The 22,642-nt window shown below is 68.2% G+C and carries 21 protein-coding genes and 1 tRNA gene; 7 read left to right on the forward strand and 15 right to left on the reverse strand.

Annotation, left to right across the window (positions count from 1 at the left end; all coding sequences use genetic code 11):
• Positions 1-17: 17 nt before the first annotated feature.
• The 4 genes from acnD to prpB form a co-directional block, all read right to left on the reverse strand.
• Complete coding sequence (gene acnD, locus CEK69_RS00150; RefSeq protein WP_152243082.1) at positions 18-2,633, reverse strand: Fe/S-dependent 2-methylisocitrate dehydratase AcnD; 2,616 nt, start codon at positions 2,631-2,633, stop codon at positions 18-20.
• Between the two features lie 246 nt (positions 2,634-2,879).
• Positions 2,880-4,043, reverse strand: a complete 1,164-nt coding sequence (gene prpC / locus CEK69_RS00160) for a 2-methylcitrate synthase (RefSeq protein WP_152181527.1) — start codon at positions 4,041-4,043, stop codon at positions 2,880-2,882.
• Positions 4,044-4,083: 40 nt separating this feature from the next.
• Positions 4,084-4,689 (reverse strand): DUF1003 domain-containing protein, encoded by a 606-nt coding sequence (locus CEK69_RS00165; RefSeq protein WP_152243086.1) that lies wholly within the window; start codon positions 4,687-4,689, stop codon positions 4,084-4,086.
• A gap of 31 nt (positions 4,690-4,720) precedes the next feature.
• Positions 4,721-5,608 (reverse strand): methylisocitrate lyase, encoded by an 888-nt coding sequence (gene prpB / locus CEK69_RS00170; protein WP_152243088.1) that lies wholly within the window; start codon positions 5,606-5,608, stop codon positions 4,721-4,723.
• 119 nt (positions 5,609-5,727) lie between these two features.
• Here prpB and CEK69_RS00175 point away from each other — a divergent pair, with 119 nt between their 5' ends.
• From CEK69_RS00175 to CEK69_RS00195, 5 genes are all read left to right on the forward strand, one after another.
• Positions 5,728-6,969 carry a citrate synthase family protein gene (locus CEK69_RS00175; RefSeq protein WP_152243090.1) on the forward strand — a complete coding sequence of 414 codons (1,242 nt, stop codon included), beginning with the start codon at positions 5,728-5,730 and terminating at the stop codon, positions 6,967-6,969.
• Positions 6,970-7,045: 76 nt separating this feature from the next.
• Positions 7,046-7,654, forward strand: a complete 609-nt coding sequence (lexA, locus tag CEK69_RS00180) for a transcriptional repressor LexA (protein WP_152243092.1) — start codon at positions 7,046-7,048, stop codon at positions 7,652-7,654.
• Positions 7,654-8,274: a translesion DNA synthesis-associated protein ImuA gene (imuA, locus tag CEK69_RS00185; protein WP_152243094.1), complete on the forward strand. Its 621-nt coding sequence runs from the start codon at positions 7,654-7,656 to the stop codon at positions 8,272-8,274. The genes lexA and imuA overlap by 1 nt, the downstream gene beginning before the upstream one ends.
• Before the next feature lie 10 nt (positions 8,275-8,284).
• Positions 8,285-9,709 carry a DNA polymerase Y family protein gene (locus tag CEK69_RS00190; RefSeq protein ID WP_152243096.1) on the forward strand — a complete coding sequence of 475 codons (1,425 nt, stop codon included), beginning with the start codon at positions 8,285-8,287 and terminating at the stop codon, positions 9,707-9,709.
• A complete protein-coding gene (locus CEK69_RS00195; protein WP_152243098.1) occupies positions 9,706-12,918 on the forward strand; it encodes an error-prone DNA polymerase in 3,213 nt (1,070 codons plus the stop codon). The genes CEK69_RS00190 and CEK69_RS00195 overlap by 4 nt, the downstream gene beginning before the upstream one ends.
• A gap of 149 nt (positions 12,919-13,067) precedes the next feature.
• Here CEK69_RS00195 and CEK69_RS00200 read toward each other — a convergent pair whose 3' ends face one another.
• Both CEK69_RS00200 and CEK69_RS00205 read right to left on the reverse strand, forming a co-directional pair.
• A complete protein-coding gene (locus tag CEK69_RS00200; protein ID WP_150410534.1) occupies positions 13,068-13,379 on the reverse strand; it encodes a hypothetical protein in 312 nt (103 codons plus the stop codon).
• A gap of 233 nt (positions 13,380-13,612) precedes the next feature.
• Positions 13,613-14,362, reverse strand: a complete 750-nt coding sequence (locus CEK69_RS00205; protein WP_152243100.1) for a DNA-formamidopyrimidine glycosylase family protein — start codon at positions 14,360-14,362, stop codon at positions 13,613-13,615.
• 162 nt (positions 14,363-14,524) lie between these two features.
• Here CEK69_RS00205 and CEK69_RS00210 point away from each other — a divergent pair, with 162 nt between their 5' ends.
• Together CEK69_RS00210 and CEK69_RS00215 are read left to right on the forward strand one after the other, a co-directional pair.
• Positions 14,525-14,776, forward strand: coding sequence for a type II toxin-antitoxin system prevent-host-death family antitoxin (locus CEK69_RS00210; protein WP_017907919.1), 252 nt, complete (start codon positions 14,525-14,527; stop codon positions 14,774-14,776).
• The gene (locus CEK69_RS00215) at positions 14,773-15,030 is read left to right on the forward strand and encodes a Txe/YoeB family addiction module toxin (protein ID WP_152243102.1); all 258 of its coding nucleotides are present in this window, start codon (positions 14,773-14,775) and stop codon (positions 15,028-15,030) included. The genes CEK69_RS00210 and CEK69_RS00215 overlap by 4 nt, the downstream gene beginning before the upstream one ends.
• Before the next feature lie 48 nt (positions 15,031-15,078).
• On the opposite strand, the gene CEK69_RS00220 is transcribed toward CEK69_RS00215, so the two are convergent.
• The 9 genes from CEK69_RS00220 to acpP all read right to left on the reverse strand — a co-directional run bounded on the left by CEK69_RS00220 (position 15,079) and on the right by acpP (position 22,456).
• Positions 15,079-15,801, reverse strand: a complete 723-nt coding sequence (locus CEK69_RS00220; protein WP_152243104.1) for a hypothetical protein — start codon at positions 15,799-15,801, stop codon at positions 15,079-15,081.
• Between the two features lie 250 nt (positions 15,802-16,051).
• Positions 16,052-16,126, reverse strand: a tRNA-Val gene (locus tag CEK69_RS00225).
• A 79-nt stretch (positions 16,127-16,205) separates the two neighbouring features.
• Entirely contained in the window at positions 16,206-16,559 is a 354-nt protein-coding gene (locus CEK69_RS00230) for a PilZ domain-containing protein (RefSeq protein WP_152181518.1), read from the reverse strand.
• Positions 16,556-17,518, reverse strand: coding sequence for a DNA polymerase III subunit delta' (locus CEK69_RS00235; RefSeq protein ID WP_152243106.1), 963 nt, complete (start codon positions 17,516-17,518; stop codon positions 16,556-16,558). The genes CEK69_RS00230 and CEK69_RS00235 overlap by 4 nt, the downstream gene beginning before the upstream one ends.
• Positions 17,515-18,186, reverse strand: a complete 672-nt coding sequence (tmk, locus tag CEK69_RS00240; protein WP_017917512.1) for a dTMP kinase — start codon at positions 18,184-18,186, stop codon at positions 17,515-17,517. The genes CEK69_RS00235 and tmk overlap by 4 nt, the downstream gene beginning before the upstream one ends.
• Entirely contained in the window at positions 18,183-19,244 is a 1,062-nt protein-coding gene (gene mltG / locus CEK69_RS00245) for an endolytic transglycosylase MltG (protein WP_152243108.1), read from the reverse strand. Before mltG ends, tmk begins: the two co-directional genes overlap by 4 nt.
• Positions 19,245-19,318: 74 nt before the next feature.
• A complete protein-coding gene (locus CEK69_RS00250) occupies positions 19,319-20,668 on the reverse strand; it encodes an aminodeoxychorismate synthase component I (protein ID WP_152243110.1) in 1,350 nt (449 codons plus the stop codon).
• A 183-nt stretch (positions 20,669-20,851) separates the two neighbouring features.
• A complete protein-coding gene (fabF, locus tag CEK69_RS00255; RefSeq protein ID WP_150410537.1) occupies positions 20,852-22,087 on the reverse strand; it encodes a beta-ketoacyl-ACP synthase II in 1,236 nt (411 codons plus the stop codon).
• 129 nt (positions 22,088-22,216) lie between these two features.
• Positions 22,217-22,456 carry an acyl carrier protein gene (gene acpP / locus CEK69_RS00260; protein ID WP_010342475.1) on the reverse strand — a complete coding sequence of 80 codons (240 nt, stop codon included), beginning with the start codon at positions 22,454-22,456 and terminating at the stop codon, positions 22,217-22,219.
• Between the last annotated feature and the right edge of the window lie 186 nt (positions 22,457-22,642).

Genomic DNA, 22,642 nt, shown 5'->3' on the forward strand with positions numbered 1-22,642 from the left:
TGACAGCGGCAGCCGGCTCAGGCGCTGCGGGCGTCCTCGAGGAAATCCTGGGCGAAGCGCTGCAGCACGCCGCCAGCCTCGTAGATGGACACTTCCTCGTTGCTGTCCAGGCGGCACAGCACCGGCACCTCCACCACGGCGCCGTCCTTGCGCACGATGCGCAGGGTCAGCGTGGCGCCCGGCGTGCGCGCGCCGACCACGTCGAAGGTCTCGCTGCCGTCGATGCCCAGGGTCGTACGCGTGGTGCCCGGCAGGAACTGCAGCGGCAGCACGCCCATGCCGATCAGGTTGGTGCGGTGGATGCGCTCGAAGCCCTCGGCCACGATCGCCTCGACCCCGGCCAGGCGCACGCCCTTGGCCGCCCAGTCGCGCGAGGAACCCTGGCCGTAGTCGGCGCCGGCGATCACGATCAGCGGCTGCTTGCGCGCCATGTAGGTTTCGATCGCCTCCCACATGCGCAGCACCTGCCCGTCCGGCTCCAGCCGGGCCAGCGAGCCCTGCTTCACCTTGCCATCGACCACCGCCATTTCGTTGATCAGCTTCGGGTTGGCGAAAGTGGCGCGCTGCGCGGTGAGGTGGTCGCCGCGATGGGTGGCGTAGGAATTGAAGTCCTCCTCCGGCACGCCCATGTGCGCCAGGTATTCGCCGGCGGCGCTGTCGGCCAGGATCGCGTTGGACGGGGACAGGTGGTCGGTGGTGATGTTGTCGCCGAGCACCGCCAGCGCGCGCATGCCGCGCAGCGTGCGCGCGCCGGCCAGCGCGCCTTCCCAGTACGGCGGGCGGCGGATGTAGGTGCTGCGCGGGCGCCAGGCGTACAGCGGCGCCACCGGCGCGCCCTGCTCCACGCGCACGTTGAACATCGGCGCATAGACGCGGCGGAACTGCTCCGGCTTCACCGCGGCACGCACCGCCGCATCGATCTCGGCGTCGCTGGGCCAGATGTCCTTCAGCCGCACCGCGCGGCCGTCGGCGTCGGTGCCCAGCACGTCCTTCTCGATGTCGAAGCGCACCGTGCCGGCGATGGCGTAGGCGATCACCAGCGGCGGCGAGGCCAGGAACGCCTGCTTGGCGTAGGGATGGATGCGCCCGTCGAAGTTGCGGTTGCCCGACAGCACCGCGGTGGCGTACAGGTCGCGCTCCACGATCTCCTGCTGGATGCGCGGATCCAGCGCGCCGCTCATGCCGTTGCAGGTGGTGCAGGCGAAGGCGACGATGCCGAAGCCCAACGCCTCCAGGTCCGGCAGCAGGCCGGCCTCTTCCAGGTACAGCTGCACCGCCTTGGAACCGGGCGCCAGCGAGGTCTTCACCCATGGCTTGCGGGCCAGGCCGCGTGCGCGCGCATTGCGCGCCAGCAGGCCGGCGGCGATGACGTTGCGCGGGTTGGAGGTGTTGGTGCAACTGGTGATGGCGGCGATGATCACCGCACCGTCGGGCATGCGCCCCTGCGCCTGCTCGGCCTGGCCGGCGGCCAGCTTGGTGGCGTCGGCGATGCCGCGCGCGGCCAGCTCGGTGGTCGCCACGCGCTTGTGCGGATTGCTGGGGCCGGCCATGTTGCGCACGACCTGCGACAGGTCGAAGCGCAGCACGCGCTCGTACTGCGCGGTGGCCAGCGCATCGGCCCACAGCCCGGTGGTGCGCGCGTACTGCTCCACCAGCGCCACCTGCGCTTCCTCGCGCCCGGTCAGGCGCAGGTAGTCCAGGGTCTGCTGGTCGATGTAGAACATCGCCGCGGTGGCGCCGTATTCCGGGCACATGTTGGAGATGGTGGCGCGGTCGCCGATGGTCAGCGCGGCGGCGCCTTCGCCGAAGAATTCCAGGTACGCACCGACCACACGCTCCTGGCGCAGGAACTCGGTCAGCGCCAGCACCACGTCGGTGGCGGTGATGCCGGGCTGCGGCCGGCCGCTCAGCTCCACGCCGACGATGTCCGGCAGGCGCATCCACGAGGCGCGGCCGAGCATCACGCTTTCCGCTTCCAGCCCGCCGACGCCGATCGCGATCACCCCCAGCGCATCCACGTGCGGGGTGTGGCTGTCGGTGCCCACGCAGGTATCGGGGAAGGCGACGCCGTCGTGCACGTAGATCACCGGCGACATCTTCTCCAGATTGATCTGATGCATGATGCCGTTGCCCGGCGGGATCACGTCCACGTTGCGGAACGCGCGCTTGCTCCAGTCGATGAAGTGGAAGCGGTCCTCGTTGCGGCGATCCTCGATCGCGCGGTTCTTGGCGAAGGCCTGCGGATCGTCGCCGCCGCACTCCACCGCCAGCGAGTGATCGACGATCAACTGCACCGGCACCACCGGATTGACTTTGGCCGGATCGCCGCCCTGCTCGGCGATGGCATCGCGAAGTCCCGCCAGGTCGACCAGCGCGGTCTGGCCGAGGATGTCGTGGCACACCACCCGCGCCGGAAACCACGGAAAATCCAGGTCGCGGCGGCGCTCGATCAACTGCAGCAAGGCGTCGTGCAGCAGATCCGGATCGCAGCGACGCACCAGGTTCTCGGCGAACACCCGCGACACGTAAGGCAGGCCGGCATAGGCGCCCGGGCTGATCGCATCGACTGCGGCCTGCGCGTCGAAGTAGTCCAGCGCGGTGCCGGGAAGGGATTTACGGTAGTGGCTGTTCATGGCTGGCTACAGTAGAAAAAAAGCGAAGACAGGACCCTCCTTCTCCCACCGGGAGAAGGTGCCCCGAAGGGGCGGATGAGGGTACGAGCGAAGCCTAGTGAAATCCGATTCCTCATGAGGGGCGGATGAGGGTACGGGCGAAGCTCTTGCGACCGAACACCACGAGGCTGCGCCCGTACCCTCACCCCCGACCCCTCTCCCGACGGGAGAGGGGAGTGTCACGCGGAGTCGAGGCGTACAGGCGCATCACTTGCGCTGATCGATCGGCACGAACGCCTGATCCTCCGGCCCCACGTAGTTCGCGCTGGGGCGGATGATCTTGCCGTCGACGCGCTGCTCGATGATGTGCGCGCTCCAGCCAGCGGTGCGGGCGATCACGAACAGCGGGGTGAACATCGCCGTCGGCACGCCCATCATGTGGTAGCTGACCGCGCTGAACCAGTCCAGGTTGGGGAACATCTTCTTGATGTCCCACATCACCGTCTCCAGGCGCTCGGCGATGTCGTACATCTTGCGGCTGCCCTGCGCCTCGGACAGTTCGCGCGCCACGTCCTTGATGACCTGGTTGCGCGGATCGGACACCGTGTACACCGGGTGGCCGAAGCCGATGATGACTTCCTTGCGCTCGACCCGCGCGCGGATGTCGGCCTCGGCCTCGTCCGGCGTGTCGTAGCGCTTCTGCACCTCGAAGGCGACCTCGTTGGCGCCGCCGTGCTTGGGCCCGCGCAGCGCGCCGATGCCGCCGGCGATGGCGCTGTACATGTCGCTGCCGGTGCCGGCGATGACTCGGCAGGCGAAGGTGGACGCGTTGAACTCGTGTTCGGCGTAGAGGATCAGGCTGGTGTGCATCGCCTGCACCCATTCCTCGTGCGGCTTGAACCCGTGCAGCAGGCGCAGGAAGTGCCCGCCGATCGAATCGTCGTCGGTCTCCACCTCGATGCGCCGGCCGTTGTGGCTGTAGTGGTACCAGTACAGCAGCATCGAACCGAGGCTGGCCATCAGCTTGTCGGCGATGTCGCGCGCGCCGGGATGGTTGTGGTCGTCCTTCTCCGGCTGCACGCAGCCCAGCACCGACACGCCGGTGCGCATCACGTCCATCGGATGTGCCGACGGCGGCAACTGCTCCAGCGCGGCCTTGACCGCGGCCGGAATGCCACGCAGCGAGCGCAGCTTGGCCTTGTAGCCGCGCAGCTCGCTGTTGCTGGGCAGCTTGCCGTGCACCAGCAGGTAGGCGATCTCCTCGAACTGGCTGCTGCGCGCCAGGTCCAGGATGTCGTAGCCGCGGTAGTGCAGGTCGTTGCCGCTGCGGCCCACCGTGCACAGCGCGGTGTTGCCGGCGGCGGTGCCGGACAGGGCCACCGATTTCTTCGGCTTGAAGGCGGGGGCGGTCTGCGGAGCGGTGTCGTTCATGGCGAATCTCCCGGTGTTGCGGTCGGATGGACGCAGTGGATCAGGGGGCGTGCGGCGCCGGTGGCCAGGCCCCGGCGCGCTCGAGCAGTTGCTGCAGCATGGCGATCTGGCGGTTCTGCTGATCCACCAGCGTCGCCCAGTCCTGCTCGCGCAGCTGATTGAGCTTCTCGTGCACCTGCAGGATTTCCAGTTCGGATTTGATGTTCACTTCGTAGTCGTTCTGCGCGCGCAGGCGGTCCACCGCCGCCTGGCGGTTCTGGCTCATCATGATCACCGGCGCCTGGATCGCGGCCAGGCACGACAGGCACAGGTTGAGCAGGATGTAGGGATACGGATCGAAGGCGTGCGCCAGCACCAGACTGTTGAGCGCGATCCAGCCCAGCAGCACCACGCAGAAGCCGATGATGAAGCTCCAGCTGCCGCCGATCTCGGCGACGCGGTCGGCGACGCGCTCGCCCAGCGAGCGATCGCGGTCGGCCTGCTTGACGATGTCGCGGGCCACGTGGCGCTTGGCGATGAAGCGCTCCACCACCTCGCGCTCGGCTTCGGGCAGCTTCTCCAGTTCTGTCTGCAGCAGTTGCCGCGCGGTCTGGCGGCGATCGATGCGGCTGCGCAGCGACGAAGAGGGACCGGCATTGGGATTCATGGACGGACTCGGGCGGGAAAATCGCCGCCGATCATGCGCCCTTGCCGGCGAACAGCGCATCCAGGCGCTGCTCGAAGGCGTGGTAGCCGATGCGCTCGTACAGCTCCTCGCGGGTCTGCATGCGCTCGAGCACTCCCTGCTGATGGCCGTCGCGGCGGATCGCGGTGTACACGTCCTCGGCGGCCTTGTTGGCGGCGCGGAACGCCGACAGCGGGAACAACTGGATCGCCACGCCGGCCGACGCCAGTTCGTCGCGGGTGAACAGCGGGGTCTTGCCGAACTCGGTGATGTTGGCCAGCACCGGCACCTTCACCGCGTCGACGAAACGGCGGTAGGTGTCCAGGTCGTACGCGGCCTCGGCGAAGATGCCGTCGGCGCCGGCCTCCACGCAGGCGATGGCGCGTTCGATCGCCGCGTCCACGCCCTCGGCCTGGATCGCGTCGGTGCGCGCGATCAGGAAGAAGTCCGGATCGGTCTTGGCGTCGGCCGCGGCCTTGACCCGGTCCACCATCTCGCCCTGGCTGACGATCTCCTTGCCCGGACGGTGGCCGCAGCGCTTGGCGCCGACCTGGTCCTCGATATGGCAGGCGGCCGCGCCGGCCTTGATCAGCGCCTTGATCGTGCGCTCGATGTTGAACGCGCTCGGCCCGAAGCCGGTGTCGATGTCCACCAGCAGCGGCAGCGGGCACACGTCGGTGATGCGGCGCACGTCGATCAGCACATCGTCCAGGGTGTTGATGCCCAGGTCCGGCAGGCCCAGCGAACCAGCCGCGACGCCGCCGCCGGACAGGTAGATGGCCTTGTAGCCGGCGCGCTGCGCCAGCAGCGCATGGTTGGCGTTGATCGCACCGATCACCTGCAACGGCGCTTCGGCGGCCAGGGCGGCGCGGAAACCGGCGCTGGGGGAAACGAGGGACATGGACGGCTCCTGACGAAGAGGCGGCGGCGCCCTGCCAGGCGTTCCGCGATGGGCGCCAATCTGGCACTCTCGCCGGCACGGATCAATCTTGATTCAATGAATCAACCTATCGTCCCTTCATGTCCGACAGCCCCGACCGCAACCTGATCTCCGCCGCGGAGGCCTGCGCCCTACTCGGCATCAGCAGCGCCACCCTGTATGCCTACGTCAGCCGCGGCCTGCTCAGCTCGCGCGCCGGTCCCGACCACCGCAGCCGCGCCTACCTGCGCGCCGAAGTGGAGCGGCTGGCGCAGCGCAAGCGCGCCGGCCGCGGCGCCGCGCGCGGTGCCGCGCAGAGCCTGGACCGCGGCCTGCCGGTGCTGGAGACGCGGATCTCGCTGATCCGCCCCGACGGCCCGTACTACCGCGGGCGTTCGGCGGTGGCCATGGTCCGCGCCGGTGCCAGCCTGGAGGACGTCGCGCGGCTGCTGTGGGACTGCCCCGAGGGCGAAGACCCGTTCGCCAGCGCGCCGGTCGCGCCGTGGCCGGCGGTGCTGGCGCCGCTGGCCGGGCATGCCGCGCTGCCACCGCTGGAACGCGCCATGGCCTGCATCCCGCTGCTGGCCCTGGAGCTGCGCCAGTCGCTCAACGCCGCCCCCGGCGTGCGCCGCGAGATCGCCGCCACCCTGCTGCGGCAGAACGCCGCGCTGCTGGTCGGCACCGCGCCGGACGCGCGCCCGCTGCATCGCCTGATCGCCGACCACTGGCGTCCCGGCGACGCCGACTTCGCCGAACTGGTGCGCGCAGCGCTGCTGCTGTGCGCCGACCACGAACTCAACGTCTCCGCCTTCGCCGCCCGCGTGGTCGCCTCCACTGGCGCGCCGCTGCACGCCACCGTCAGCGCCGGCCTGGCCGCGCTGTCCGGCCCGCGCCACGGCGGCGCCACCGCCCGCGCCCACGCCCTGCTGCGCGACGCCCAGGACGCGCCCAGCGCCACCGCCCTGATCGCCGAACGCTGGCAGCGCGGCGACGACCTGCCCGGCTTCCACCACGCCCTGTACCCCGACGGCGACCCGCGCGCGGCCGAAGTGCTGCGCCTGCTGCGCGAACGCAGCGGCGGCAGCGCGCGCATGCAGCACGTGGATTCGGTGATCGCCGCCGCCCAGGACTGCAGCGGCCAGCGCCCGAACATCGACTGCCTGCTCGCCGCACTCTGCTTCGTCCACGATTTGCCCGCCGCGCACGCCCTGGTGCTGTTCGCCGCCGCCCGCCAGGCCGGCTGGCTGGCCCACGCCCTGGAGCAGCAGGCCCTGGGCAAGCTGATCCGACCACGGGCGCGCTACACCGGGGCGATGCCGGAGGATGCGGCCGGACGCAGCTGACACCACCGGGAGACGCCAAACCCGTTCAGCGCCCCCATCTCGCCAAGGTCGCGCCATCGGTGTACAAATGTACACCATGACCACCCTGTCCCCGCAGCGCGCCGCCATCCTCGCCTACGTCCATGCCTGCATCGAGCAGGACGGGCGGCCGCCAAGCCTGGCCGAGATCGCCGAACGCTTCGGCTTCGCCTCGCGCAATGCCGCGCGCAAGCATGTGCAGGCGCTGGTCGAGGCCGGGCTGCTGGCGCAGGTGCCGCAGCAGGCGCGCAGCCTGCGCCCGGCGCAGGCCGGCAGCCGCAGCGAACTGCTGCAGTTGCCGGTGCTGGGCCGGGTCGCCGCCGGTGCGCCGATCGGCGCCGACATCGGCCTGGACCAGCAGTTGCGCCTGGACCGTGCGGTGTTCGCGCTGCGTCCGGACTACCTGCTGCGGGTGCAGGGCGACTCGATGATCGACGACGGCATCCTCGACGGCGACCTGGTCGGGGTGCGCCGCGCCGCCGACGCGCGCAACGGCCAGATCGTGGTGGCGCGGCTGGACGGCGAACTCACCATCAAGCGCTACCGCGCCGATGGCGACGGCATCGCGCTGCTGCCGCGCAATCCCGCCTATGCGCCGATCGTGGTCGCTCCCGGGCAGGACTTCGCCATCGAAGGGCATTACTGCGGCCTGATCCGGCCCGGCTGATGGCCGCCGTCGTCGCCCTCGACCGCCTGCTGGCCGAGCGCCGGGTCTGGCGCGGCCAGCCGACGGCGCTGCCGCCCAGCGCGCAGCCCACCGGGCACGCCGCGCTGGACGCGGTGCTGCCCGCGCGCGGCTGGCCGGAGATGGCGCTGACCGAACTGCTGCACGCCGCCGACGGCATCGGCGAACTGCAGCTGCTGTGGCCGACCCTGGCACGGCTGTCGCAGGGCGGCGGCCGCATCGTGCTGGTCGATCCGCCGTACCTGCCCTACCCCGCCGCCTGGGCGCAGGCCGGGGTGGCGCTGGCGCAGGTGCAGATCGTCCGTGCCGGTGCGGATGCGGCCTGGGCCGCCGAGCAGTGCCTGCGCGCCGGCAGTTGCGCGGCGGTGCTGTGCTGGCCGGGGCTGGCCGGCGACAAGACCCTGCGCCGGCTGCAGGTGGCCGCCGAGACCGGACGCACCCTGGGCTTCGCCTATCGGCCGCTGAAGGCCGCCGCCAATCCGTCGCCGGCCGCGCTGCGCATCGCCATCGACGCCGCGCCGGCGCAACTGCGCGTGCTCAAGTGCCGCGGCGGGCTGCCGCCGGCGCAGCCGATCGCGCTGTCCGCCCTGGCGACCGGGTGAGACCGCTGCCATGCACTGGGCCTGCATCCTGTTGCCGCAACTGGCGCTGGACACCGTCCTGCGCCGCTGGCCGTCGCCGGACGAACCGCTGGCACTGCTCGACGGTCCGCCGCAGCGGCGCACGCTGAAGGCGGTCAACGCCGCCGCGCGCGCCCGCGGCCTGCGCCCCGGACAATCGCTGGTCACCGCGCAGGCGCTGTGCGATCGCTTCGCCACCGCCCTGCACGATGCCGAAGAAAGCCGCCGCAGCCAGCAGTTCCTCGCCGCCTGGGCCTACCGCTTCAGTTCGCTGGTCAGCACCGACTACCCCGGCGCGCTGCTACTCGAGATCGAAGCCAGCCTCGGCCTGTTCGGGCCGTGGCCGCGCTTCGAGGCGCGACTGCGCGAGGAACTGACCGCGCTGGGCTTCCGCCACCGCATCGTGGTCGCGCCGCACCCGTTGGCCGCGCGCGCGCTGGTCAATGCCCACGACGGCATCGCCCTGCTCGACAACGCCGCGCTGCAGCGCGCGCTGGGGCAGTTGCCGATCGCCCGCGCCGGGCTGTCGCCGGCCCTGGCCGAGGGCTTCGCGCGGATGGGCCTGCGCCGCCTGCAGCAGCTGTTCGCACTGCCGCGCACCGCGCTGGCGCGGCGCTATCCGCCCGCCCTGCTGCAGCACCTGGACGCGTTGCGCGGGCAGGCGCCGCTGCCGCTGCAGTACTACCTGCCGCCGGACCGCTTCGATGCGCGCTTGGAACTGGGCTATGCCACCGAATCCAACCAGGCGCTGCTGTTCCCGCTGCGCCGGCTGACCCAGGACCTGGCCGCGTTCCTGGCCGGACGCGACGGCGGCGTGCAGCGCTTCCGTCTGCTGCTGGAACACGAAGACCTGGAACCGAGCGTGGTGCCGGTGGGCCTGCTCGCCGCCGAGCGCGATGCGGCGATGCTGTTCGAACTGGCGCGCGGGCGCCTGCAGCAGGCCAGCGTGCCGGCATCGGTGCAGGCGCTGCGCCTGTGCGCCGACGAACTGCCGCCGTTCGTGCCGGCCGCGCGCGAACTGTTCGACGAACGCGCGCAGCAGGCGCTGCCGTGGGAGCAACTGCGCGAACGCCTGCGTGCGCGCCTGGGCGACGACGCCGTGCACGGCCTACGCGCGCATGCCGACCATCGCCCGGAACTGGCCTGGCGCGCCGAGTCCACCCCGGCGCGCAGCACGGCCACGCCCGCCGCCAACGCGCCGCCACGCCCCGGCTGGCTGCTGGCGCGGCCGGTGCCGCTGCGCGAACGCGCGCCCGAGCGCCTGGCCGGGCCGGAACGCATCGAGAGCGGCTGGTGGGACGACGGCGACGTGCGCCGCGATTACTACGTGGTGCGCACCCGCCAGGGCCAGCGCGCCTGGGCCTTCGCCCCGGCCGACGCGCCGGACGCACTGATGCTGCACGGCTGGTTCGCATGAGCCACACCCCGCCGCATCCACGCATGCCGCCGCGCCTGCGGCTGCTGCCGACGCCTGCCCCTGCGCCAACCAGTGCACCCGCCGCCAACGTGCCGCGCACGCCAGCGGACTCCACCCTGCCCGACTACGCCGAACTGCATTGCCTGTCCAACTTCAGCTTCCAGCGTGGCGCCTCGCACCCCTGGGAACTGTGCGAACGCGCGCTGCACCATGGCTACCGCGCCCTGGCGATCACCGACGAATGCAGCCTGGCCGGCATCGTGCGCGCCTGGCAGGCGGCCCGGGACATGGGCCTGCACCTCATCGTCGGCAGCGAGATGCAGTTCGAGCATGGCCCCAAGCTGGTGCTGCTGGCCGAGACCCTGCATGGCTACCAGCGCCTGTGCCGATTGATCACCCTGGCCCGGCGCCGCGCCGACAAAGGCAGCTACCGCGCGCTGCGCGAGGATCTGGCCAGCGCGGACGACGGCGCCGGCCTGCTGTGCCTGTGGCTGCCGCGCGGCGACGCCGACGACGCCGCGGACGGCGCCTGGCTGCAGGCGCGCTTCCCGCATCGGCTGTGGCTGGCGGTGGAACTGCTGCGCGGCCCCGACGACGCCGCGCTGCTGCAGGCGCGCCTACAGTTGGCGCAGCGCCTGCAACTGCCCGCCGTGGCCAGCGGCGACGTGCACATGCATGCGCGCGGCCGCCGCGCGTTGCAGGACACCTTGACCGCGATCCGCCAGCGCCTGCCGCTGCACGAGGCCGGTGCACACCTGTATCCCAATGGCGAACGCCACCTGCGCCCGCGCGCCACGCTGGCGTCGCTGTATCCGCCGGCGCTGCTGGCCGAAACCGTGCGCATCGCCCAGCGCTGCACGTTCAACCTCGGCCAACTGCAGTACGAATACCCGCACGAACTGGTGCCCCCCGGGCACACGCCCACGCAATGGCTGCGCATCCTCACCGAACGCGGCGTGGCCGAGCGCTGGCCACACGGCGTGCCGGACAAGGCGCGGCGCCTGATCGAACACGAACTCGGCGTGATCGAGCGGCTGAAATACGAGTCCTATTTCCTCACCGTCTACGACCTGGTGCGCTTCGCGCGCTCCAAGGACATCCTGTGCCAGGGTCGCGGCTCGGCGGCGAACTCGGCGGTGTGCTACGCACTGGGCATCACCGCGATCGATCCTGACCGCATCGGCATGCTGTTCGAGCGCTTCATTTCCGAAGAGCGCAAGGAGCGGCCGGACATCGACATCGATTTCGAGCACGACCGCCGCGAGGAAGTGATCCAGTACATCTTCCGCCACTACGGCCGCGAGCGCGCCGCGCTGGCCGCGGTGGCGATCAGCTACCACACGCGCAGCGCGGTGCGCGACGTGGCGCGCGCACTGGGCCTGCCCAGCGACACCGTCGATGCACTGTCGTCCGCACTGGGCCAGCGCGACCCGGTGGAGTCGGCGCAGGAATTGCTGCGCGAACGCGGCTTCGACCCGGACACGCCGGTGATGCGCCGGCTGCTGGTGCTCGCCAGCCAACTGATCGGCTTCCCACGGCACCTGTCGCAGCATCCCGGCGGCTTCGTCATCTCCGAGCATGCGCTGCACACGCTGGTGCCGGTGGAGAACGCGACCATGGCCGAGCGCACGGTGATCCAGTGGGACAAGGACGACCTGGAACTGGTCGGGCTGATGAAGGTCGACGTGCTCGCGCTGGGCATGCTCAGCGCGCTGCGGCGCACCCTGGACCTGCTGCGCGCGCACCGCGGCCGCGACTACACGCTCGCCACTATTCCCGCCGAAGACCCGCAGACCTACGCGATGATCCAGCGTGCCGACACCATCGGCGTGTTCCAGATCGAATCGCGCGCGCAGATGGCGATGCTGCCGCGGCTGCAGCCGAAAGAGTTCTACGACCTGGTCATCCAGGTGGCGATCGTGCGCCCCGGCCCGATCCAGGGCGGCATGGTGCATCCGTATCTGCGCCGGCGCAGCGGCGAGGAGGCCACCGACGATCTGCCAGACGAGTTGCGCGAGGTGTTCAAGCGCACGCTCGGCGTGCCGCTGTTCCAGGAACAGGTGATGCAACTCGCGGTGGTCGCCGCCGGCTACACGCCGGGCCAGGCCGATCAATTGCGCCGTTCGATGGCGGCCTGGAAACGCCACGGCGGGCTGGAACCGCATCGCGACAAGTTGCTGCAGGGCATGCTGGAGAGGAACTACAGCGCCGAATTCGCCGGACGCATCTTCGAGCAGATCAAGGGCTTCGGCAGCTACGGGTTTCCCGAAAGCCACGCCGCCAGTTTCGCCCTGCTCACCTACGCCAGTTGCTGGCTCAAGTGCCACGAACCGGCGGCATTCACCTGCGCGCTCATCAACAGCTGGCCGATGGGCTTCTACAGCCCAGATCAATTGCTGCAGGACGCGCGCCGTCACGGCCTGCAGGTGCGGCCGGTGGACGTGCGCTACAGCGACTGGGACTGCAGCCTGGAAGCGCATAGTCCCGACCCGCAGGTGCAGCCGGCGATCCGCCTGGGCCTGCGTCTGGTCCGCGGCCTGGCCGAGGACGCCGCACTGCGCCTGCAGCAGGCGCGCGCGCAGGCGCCGTTCCACGACCTCGCCGACCTCTGTCACCGCGCCGCGCTCGACGACAAGGCCCGTGCCGCGCTCGCCGACGCCGGCGCGTTGAAAGCGCTGGCCGGCCATCGCCACCGCGCTCGCTGGGCCGTGGCCGGCGTCGAAGCGCAACGGCCGCTGTTCGAAGCGTTGTCGGCCACGCCCGAACAGCAGGTCGCGCTTCCGCTGCCCAGCCAGGGCGAAGACATCCGCGCCGACTACGCGACGCTCGGCACCACCCTGGGCAAGCACCCGTTGACCCTGCTGCGCACGCAGCTGCGCGCGCGCCGCTACCGCCATTCCGGCGAACTGCGCGCGTTGCCGCATGCCAGTGCCGTCGCCATCGCCGGCCTGGTGACCATGCGCCAGCGCCCGCAGACCGCCAGCGGCGTCACCTTCGTCACCCTCGAGGACGAGCACGGCCTGGTCAACGTGGTGGTGTGGCGGCGTCTGGCCGAACGCCAGCGCCAGGCCCTGCTCGAATCCCGGCTGCTGCTGGTGCGCGGCCGCGTCGAGACCGAGGGCAAGGTCCGCCACCTGATCGCCGCCCATCTGGAAGACCTGACGCCCATGCTGCTTGGCCTGGATATCCGTAGTCGGGATTTTCATTGAGGCAGTCACATGCGTCACAGCAACCCGGCGACAATTCGATTTGATTGCCTAACGAAGGCAACACCATCAAGGCCTGCGGTCAAACTGGTTGGAGACAACGTAAACTTTGCGGCGTAATGCGCTAGTCTCCGCCGCCACTACAACGACGACTAACGTGACATCCAAATCCCGGCGATGTCGTTTCTCCCCGCGCAGTCGACATTGTCTGCCGCGTAACGGACCACAAGCGATTTCTGGTTTGTAACAGCCATAGAGACAACGGCAAGCGTCGGATTAAAGTCAGGATCCGACTGCCTGATGATGCCGGCTCCGCCTTCCACCCAATCCACCCAAAGCATACTGTCGCCGACGTAGAACGCTTTTGGCGTCACCATGCATTCCGTCACCGCCATGGCTGGCGATGCGATGACGCACAGAAGAAGCCCAAACGCTAACGAAAATAAAGAAACCCGAAATTTCATATCACCCCCTGTTCTGATGAAAATCAATCAGCAACGCTCACACGCCCCTTCTTGCCCAGTGAGCGATCTCTTTGTGGAGCCGTCGATCACTGTACACGACACTGATGTCGCCCCCCGTGTTGACAGCGAGGAAATCGACCCAGTCAATATGCCAACATGAATTCCACGCAGCAAGCGCCTTACGACGATCTTTGCACTACGTTGTGGACGCGCCGGCCCCAATTGGCGTTGGATCAATTATCGTCCAGTACGTACCGCCGTTGGCAGTGCTCGCAGAAAAACGCGCGCCGCTGCGCCTTGCCGAGTTGCTTGCGATACGTGAGCAAATGACCGTCGCGCGGACACACCGTCTTGGTGTGCACCTGGTAGTTTTTCTTCAGTTCGTAGGCTTTCTTCCAACGATAGAAATCGAAGCTGTACTCACGCGCCTGTGTCACCAGTTCGCCCAGCTTGCGCGGCGGCAACGCGCCGATCTCGCTCTCGGGATGCACACGGATGCGGTGCAGCACCTCGTTCTTGATGATGTTGCCGACACCGGCGAACACATCCTGATCCAGCAAGGCATCGGCGGCGAGTGTATGCGGCCGCAGCCGCAACTTGCGCCGCGCCTGCGCCGCATCCCAGTCGGGATTCATGACGTCCGCGGTCCAGTCGTAGGCCGCATCCAACGGACCGTCGATGAACTTGATCGAACACGCGTAGAAGTTCAGCTCCTCGCCCTTGGCGAAGCCCAGGCTCAGACGCGCCGACGCGTCCTTACGTGCATTGATCCGGTAGCTACCGAACAGCAGGAAATGGATGCGCACACTGAACGCATCGAACTCGATCAGGAAATGCTTGCCCCAACTGCGCAGCGACAGGATCTTGCGACCGCGCATCCGCTCCAGGTCCAGCTTGCTGTTGCCGGACACCCGCAACACCTTGCGCCCGGCGAACGCGGCGGCTTCTTCCTTCAGGATGACGATCGAGGGACCTTCGGGCATGCGTGGAGTATCGAGCGATGTTGTGATCGGGTCGTGAGCCGGTCGCATCCAAGTGGTCATCGCTTGGTGACTCCACCCAGAATCTCCACGCATCCGGTCAAGGGATGCCCGTTGACAGGGGCACACGTGAGCGTACAATTTATTGTACAACTCGGAGCCATCATGGACACCATCACCTACAGCGCCGCACGTGCCGCTCTCGCGGACACCATGGACCGCGTGGTCAACAACCACGAGCCGGTGATCATTACGCGCAGCCGCGAGCAAGCCGTCGTCATGCTGTCGCTGGAGGACTACAAGGCGATGGAAGAAACCGCTTATTTGCTGCGTAGCCCGAAGAACGCGCAGCGCCTGCTGGAATCCATCGCACAACTCGAATCCGGTCGCGGCAAGGCGCGGGAACTGAGCGAGTGACGCTGCAGTTCTCGGACAACGCCTGGGAGGATTATCTCTACTGGCAACAGGCCGACAAAAAGATGCTCAAGCGCATCAACGACCTGATCAAGGCCATTCAACGCGATCCCTCCCAGGGCATCGGCAAGCCCGAACCGCTACGCCATGCCCTGGCCGGCTACTGGTCGCGACGCATCAACGACGAACACCGGATCGTCTACAAGGTCGAGCATAGCGTCCTGTTGATTGCACAACTGCGGTATCACTACGTGTAGCAATTTTGTTGGCTCAAGCACTTTGAATACGAGCGGCGGGCGAGAATTCTAAATTCCTCCATTTCGACCAGTAGCCATCTGGAATTCCTTTAGGTGCTCAGTCACAAGTTGCTCGTGTGCATCAGAGCCATATGCCCTTGAGGCGAATAGGAACGACAATCCCGTCCTATAAATAACATTCCAAATATCATAGGCATGATCGAAAACTCGTGGAGTACCGAGCATTCCACGAACAGCAAAGCCACACAGATCAGGGTTATAAATATCCATGATGTGGTTCGCCGCTCCATGGACAAAACCTGAGTACATCTTATGGATAACATCGGAAAGCTTTACTGACCGACTTGGATCCTCTAGGTAGCTGGCATTGTAGGCATGAATTTTCTTTCTTCTTACCTGATCGCGACTTCTGTGTGATTCAGTCACATTGGAAAAGTCATCAAATTCTTCAGCCCAGAACGCATCCAAATATCGCCTATGAAGATCTGTCAAATCATCATTGGCGATACCAAGAACCAAGAATAAAACATCCTCATTCGCCTCATCAATCATCCTCTGCAAAGCAGCCTGTTCAAGAACATGCCCGTTCTGAAGCAACAAAAAAGCTGCATTCAATCCACTTAGCGCCATTGCCAGCTTAAGCACAATTGCATGTTCAGCGTCACGCCGTGGAAAGCGGAGAATCCAGTTTCCATCGCCCAGCTCAACGCGCACCGGCCTAGTCATCCCGCCTTCAAAATCACGAAGAACCCCTTCATAGATATGAAGCATTCTGGCGTGCGGACCCAGGTCAATTCTTGCAGGCATAGACTTACTCACATATCCCACTTGCGATGTGCCTAGATTTAGCATCTGATCGCCATTTCATAGCCATGGCCTCGAGCGCAAGACCACTGATAATTTGATCGCCAATTCTAAAATTGTCCCAAGGCAGAAATCGACAATAGCGACCAAGCAGCTTGGACTTCAAGCAACAAAAAAGCCGGCACTAGGCCGGCTTCTTCGTTGACGCTCAAATTCGTGGTGGGCGGTGCAGGGTTCGAACCTGCGACCCTTGCCGTGTGAAGGCAATGCTCTACCGCTGAGCTAACCGCCCGTGTCGCGAGCCGCACATTATAGGGCTGTGGCGCGCGGCGTCAATGGGGCCTGTCGAGGTCCGTTGCGCGGCGCCGCCGCTACATGGTCTGGGTGGGCTTGTCGGCGTTGAGGATGCCGGCCAGCTGGGTCTCGATCTTGGTGCGGATGGTCTCGCCTTCGCTGTTGTCCGGCAGCTGCACGCCGATGCCGGCGGCGCGGTTGCCCTGGGCGCCGACCGGGGTCACCCAGACCACCTTGCCGGCCACCGGCAGGCGCTCGCTGGAATCGGGCAGGGTCAGCAGCAGGAACACTTCGTCGCCGAGGAAGTAGCGCTTGGGCGTGGGCACGAAGATGCCGCCGTTCTTCACGAACGGCATGTAGGCGTTGTACAGCGCCGCCTTGTCCTTCACCGCCAGCGACAGGATGCCCTGGCGTCCGCTCATCGCGCTCATCGTTGTGCCCCTCTCCGGGCCGGGCGATCGCCATCGCGCCAGGCCAGCAACAGTTCCGCGATCGCCAGGTCGGCGCGCACGGTGGTCCGCAGCAGATCGCGGGTGCGATTGGCGGCGTCGAACCACGCGGCCAGCTTGTGCAATCGCGCCGGGTCGGTCAAGCCGGCCTGCGACGCCTGGGCAAGCGCCAGGTCGGCGGCATGGCCCAGGCGCTGCTCGGCCAGCGCGTCGCTGCTCCAGCGCTGCGCGGCGTCCAGCGCGCCGAGCTTGCCGGCGGCGACTTGCTCCAGGTCCGCGACCACCTGCCGGCGCAGCTTCAATCCGTCCTCGCGCAGCCAGTGCGCGGCCAGGCCGGGATGGCCGCGCGCGGCGTCCAGCGCTTCGCGTGCGGTCTTCTCGGGAAAGTCCTGGGCCAGCAGCCACGCGATCGCCTCGTCGGCCGGCGGCAACTTGAATTCCAGCCGCTGGCAACGGCTGCGGATGGTCGCCGGCAGCCTCGCCGGCTGCGCGCTGATCAGCCACAGATAGCGGCCGGGCTGCGGTTCTTCCAGCGTCTTCAGCAGGGCGTTGCAGGCGGCGCGGTTGATCGCGTCGGCCGGGTCCACCACCACTACCTGGGCCACGCCGTACTGCGGGGTCAGCGCCAGCTTCTGCGAGATCTCGCGCACCTGCTCGATGACGATCTCGGTGCGCAGCTTGTCGCCGGTGCGGTTGGGGATGAACGAGATCAGCTGCAGGTCCGGATGGGTGCCGGCGGCGATCAGCTGCGCGCTGCGCAGGGCCGCGGCCGGCTCGCCCTGACCGAGTACGTGCGCGGCCAGCTTCAGCGCCACCGCACGCTTGCCCAGGCCTTCCGGCCCACAGATCAGCAGGCCGTGGCCGAGGCGGCCCGCATCGAGCGCGGCCACGGTCTGGTCGTAGGCGCGCTGCTGCCACGGCGCGAACGGCACGTCGCTCATGGCGTCGGCTCCTGTTGCTGCTGCACCCACGCCGCCAGTGCGGCGGCGACCGCCTGCGCCACCGCCTGCGGCGGCTGGCTGGCGTCGATGACGCGGAAGCGCTGCGGGTCCTGCGCGGCGCGCTGGCGGAAGCCGGCACGCACGCGCTGGAAGAAATCGTCCTGCTCGCTCTCGATCCGGTCCGGCCACAGATCGCGGCCGCTGGTGCGGGCACGGCCGATCTGCACGTCCAGGTCCAGCAGCAGGGTCAGGCCCGGCTGCAGGCCGACCGCGCGCCGCTCCAGGTCGGCGATCCAGGCACGATCCAGGCCGCGGCCTTCGCCCTGGTAGGCGTAGCTGGAATCGGTGAAGCGGTCGCTGACCACATAGGCGCCGCGCTGCAGCGCCGGCCGGATCACCTCGCGCACGTGCTGCGCGCGCGCGGCGAACACCAGCAGCAGTTCGGTCTCGGCGGCCAGCGGCTCGGCGACTTCGCCGGGGGTCTTGTCCAGCAGCAGCGCGCGGATGCGCTCGGCCAGCGGCGTGCCGCCCGGTTCGCGGGTCAGCACCACTTCGTGGCCCTGCGCCTGCAACGCATCGCGGATCGCGTTGATCGCGGTGGTCTTGCCGGCGCCCTCGCCGCCTTCCAGGCTGACGAAGCGATGGTGACGCAGCACGGCCTCGCTCATGGCGACACCGCCGCGTCGCTGCGCGCCTGGCGCAGGCGCTGCAGGTAGCGCGCCACCGCCGCGTTGTGCTCGGCGTAGTTGGCGGAGAACGCATGCGCGCCGCTGCCGTCGCCGATGGCCACGAAGTACAGGCTGTCGCCCGGCGCCGGGTTGGTGGCGGCACGCAGCGCGTCGCGGCCGGGCATGGCGATCGGGGTCGGGGTCAGGCCGGTGCGGGTGTAGGTGTTGTACGGCGTATCGGTCTCCAGGTCGCGCTTGCGGATGTTGCCGTCGTAGGCGCTGCCGATGCCGTAGATCACGCTCGGGTCGGTCTGCAGTTTCATGCCCAGTTGCAGGCGGCGCACGAACACGCCGGCGATCTGCGGGCGTTCGGCGGCCAGGCCGGTTTCCTTCTCCACGATCGAGGCCAGGATCAGCGCCTGCTCCGGCGACTGCAGCGACAGGTCCTTGGCGCGCGCGTCCCAGGCCTCGGCCAGCGCCTTGTCCATCGCCGCATGCGCGCGGCGCAGTACCTGCAGGTCGGTGTCGCCGCGCTGGTAGAGGTAGGTCTCGGGCAGGAAGCGGCCTTCCGGGTGCTGGCCAGGCTGGCCGAGCTTGGCCATCAGTTCGCTGTCGCTGAGGTCGGTGGTGGTGTGCACCAGCGGCGTGGCCGCGTTCAAGGCGCTGCGCAGTTGGCGCACGTTCCAGCCTTCGACGATGGTGAAGCGGTACTGGATCACCTGGCCCTTGCGCATGCGCAGCAGCAGCTCGCGCGGGCTCAGTGCCGGCTGCAACGCGTATTCGCCGAACTTGAGCTTGCCGGCCACGCCCAGTTCGCGCGCCAGCACCTGCCATTGCAGGTCGCTGCCCTGGTTCACGCCGGCGGCGCGCAGCTTGCGCAGCACGCCGTTGAGCGAGGCGCCGCGCGCCACTTCCACGCTGGGCTGGGTCGCCTGCAGCGGTTGCTCGGCGAAGGCGCGATAGCCGTGCCACCACCAGGCGCCGGCCGCGGCCACCAGCAGCGCCAGCACCAGCAATGTCCCCAGCAGGGTCAGACACCCGCGTTTAGCCCAAGCCACGACCACCTCGGAGCGAATTCAATGACGTGCAGGATACCGCGCGGCCGGCATGGCCCGGTATCGCGCGGCCCCGCTCATGGTTCCAGCGCGCGCAGCAGGCCGCGTGCCTTTGCGCGGGTCTCGTCGAGCTCGCGCTCCGGGTCGGAGTCGAACACGATGCCGGCGCCGGTGCGGAACTGCACCTGCGCGCCGTCCACCTCGGCGGTGCGGATGAGGATGTTCAGGTCCATGTCGCCGTCGCGGTTGAGCCAGCCGAACGCGCCGGTGTAGGCGCCGCGCGGGGTCTGCTCCAGTTCGGCGATGATCTGCATGCAGCGCACCTTGGGGCAGCCGGTGATGGTGCCGCCCGGGAAGGTGGCGCGGATCGTCTCGCCCGGCGTGGTGCCCGCACGCAGCCGGCCGCGCACGTTGCTGACGATGTGGTGCACGTGGGCGTAGCTCTCCACGGTCATCAGTTCGTCGACCTCGACGCTGCCCGGCGCGCAGATCCGCCCCAGGTCGTTGCGCTCCAGGTCGATCAGCATCACGTGCTCGGCGCGCTCCTTGGGATGCCCGACCAGTTCGCGGATGCGCGCGGCCTCGTCGTCGCCCGGCGCGCGTGCGCGGGTGCCGGCGATCGGCCGGGTCTCGACCACGTCGCCGCGCACCGACACCAGCCGTTCCGGCGAGGAACTGACCACGGCGCGGCCGTGGCCGACGAACAGGCCGGCGAACGGTGCCGGGTTGGCGCGACGCAGTTGCGCGTACAGCGCCGCCGGCGCCAGCGGCGCGGCGAAGCGCGCCGACCAGCGCCGCGACAGATTGACCTGGAACACGTCGCCGGCGCGCAGGTAATCGAGGATGCGGCGCACGCCGTCGACAAAGCGCTGCGGCGGGTCTTCCTCGATCGCCAGCGGCGTCTGCCACGCAGGCGCCGGTGCGGCCGCGGTCAGCGCCTGCAGATCGGCGAGCACGCTGTCCAGCACTGCCGCATGCGCGGGCTCGGCCAACGCCACGCAGTCGCCGGTGACGTGATCGCGCAGCAGCGCGGCGGGACAGCGCAGGGCCAGCGCCGCGGGCGTGGTCGCAGCGGAAGGCGGCAGTTGCAGCACCGGCTCCACCTGCGCAGCGAGTTCGTAGTCCAGCAGCAACGCCCAGCCGCCACGAAACGGCCAGCGCGGCTCGTCGCGTTCGCAGCGTTCGGCCTGCCAGTGCGCGTCCAGTGCGCTCAGGAAATCCCCGGCCACCGCGGCGCCATCGAGCGTGCGGGTGCCCCCATCGCGATCCAGCCGCAGGCCCTGCCCGTCGGCGACCAGCAATAGATCCCAGCGCCCCTGCGCCGTGCCCGACGCCGCCGATTCCAGCAACACCGGATACCGCTGCGGCGCCAGGCGATGCAGCGCCAGCAGATCGACCTCGGCCGGCAAGGGAACGGTACGCAGCATCGAAGATCCGCTGGAAGAATGAAAGAAACGTCAGGAAACGGAAGGCATCGCCAGACAAGCGCTAAGCGACACCGCAGCAACGCACGCGGACCTCACGCGCGCCGCTCGATGGATAGACGAGCGCGACGGGAGTGAGGCGCCGGCTGTGACGATTCCCGATTCCCTATTCCCGAATCCCGGCTCCTAGACCCGCTTGAACACCAACGTCCCGTTGGTCCCGCCGAAGCCGAACCCATTGGACATCGCCACGTCGATCTGCTTCTCGCGCGCCACGTTCGGCACGTAGTCCAGATCGCAGCCTTCTCCCGGCTCGTGCAGGTTGATGGTCGGCGGGATGATGCCGGCATGGATCGCCATCACCGAGAAGATCGCTTCGGCACCGCCGGCGGCGCCGAGCAGGTGGCCGGTCATCGACTTGGTGGAGCTGACCATGGTCTTGTAGGCGTGATCGCCCAGCGCACGCTTCATCGCCAGGGTCTCGGCCAGGTCGCCCAGCGGCGTGGAGGTGCCGTGCGCGTTGAGGTAGTGGATCTGGTCCGGATTGAGCTTGGCGTCCTTCATCGCCGCCACCATGCTGCGCGCGGCGCCTTCGCCGTCCTCGCTCGGGGCGGTCATGTGGAAGGCGTCGGAGCTGGCGCCGAAACCGACCAGCTCGGCGTAGATGCGCGCGCCGCGCGCCTTGGCGTGTTCGTACTCTTCCAGCACCAGCACGCCGGCGCCGTCGCCGAGCACGAAGCCGTCGCGCTCCTTGTCCCACGGCCGCGAGGCCGCGGCAGGATCGTCGTTGCGGGTGGACATCGCCTTCATCGAGCAGAAGCCGCCCACCGAGGTCGGCGAGGAGCCGCGCTCGGCGCCGCCGGCCAGCATCACGTCGGCGTCGCCGTGCTGGATCATGCGCATCGCGGTGCCGATGGAATGGTTGGAGGTGGCGCAGGCCGAGACCGCGGAGAAGGTCGGCCCCTTCAATCCTTTGATCAGGCTCACCTGGCCCGGCAGCATGTTGATGATGGTGCTGGGCACATAGAACGGCGAGATCTTGCGGGCGCCGCCCTCGTGGAATTTGACGGTCTGTTCCTCGATGCCGAGCAGGCCACCGATGCCGGAGCCGAGGATCGCGCCAATGCGCTCGGCATTGGCCTCGGTGATCTCCAGGCCGGAATCGTCCAGCGCCATGAACGAGGCGCCGACGCCGTAATGGATGAACGAGTCCATCTTGCGCGCGTCCTTGGACGAGATGAACTTGGTCGGATCGAAATCCTTGATCTCGCCGGCGATCTTGGTGGTGAACTGAGATGCATCGATCTGGGTGATCGGGCCGATGCCGGAGCGTCCGTTGACGATCCCTTCCCAACTGCTGGCCAGGTCATTGCCCAACGGCGACACCAGGCCCATGCCGGTTACGACGACACGACGGCTCATTGCGAAATCTCCTCACCGCGATACGCGCGGCCTTGACGCTGTAAAAACACAGGGCCGCATGCGCGGCCCCATGGGATTGTCACGCGCATCGGGCCCACGCAGGCGCCGATGGCGATCGCGAACGCAGCCTCAGCTCTTGACGTGCGCCTTGACGTAGTCGATGGCCTGCTGCACCGAGGTGATCTTCTCGGCTTCTTCGTCCGGGATCTCGCACTCGAACTCTTCTTCCAGGGCCATCACCAGCTCGACGGTGTCCAGCGAGTCGGCACCCAGGTCATCGACGAACGATGCGTTGTTGGTGACTTCTTCTTCCTTGACGCCGAGCTGTTCGACGACGATTTTCTTGACGCGTTCTTCGATGGTGCTCATTGGGATATCGCTCCAGATGGAGTAGTGGTGGTTCGAGTTTTAGGATCCCCGCACACGGATGTGCGGTGCTCCTGTGAGGGACTCACAAAACGCCATCGGGCTGCGATGGCCGCGTTGGGTAGTGTAGTGGAAACCGACTGGCCCTTGCAGCACTGCACAAATGCCGGCCGATCAGCCACTTAGGCG

Source organism: Xanthomonas sp. LMG 12462, from assembly GCF_009192885.1.
GTDB lineage: Bacteria > Pseudomonadota > Gammaproteobacteria > Xanthomonadales > Xanthomonadaceae > Xanthomonas_A > Xanthomonas_A sontii.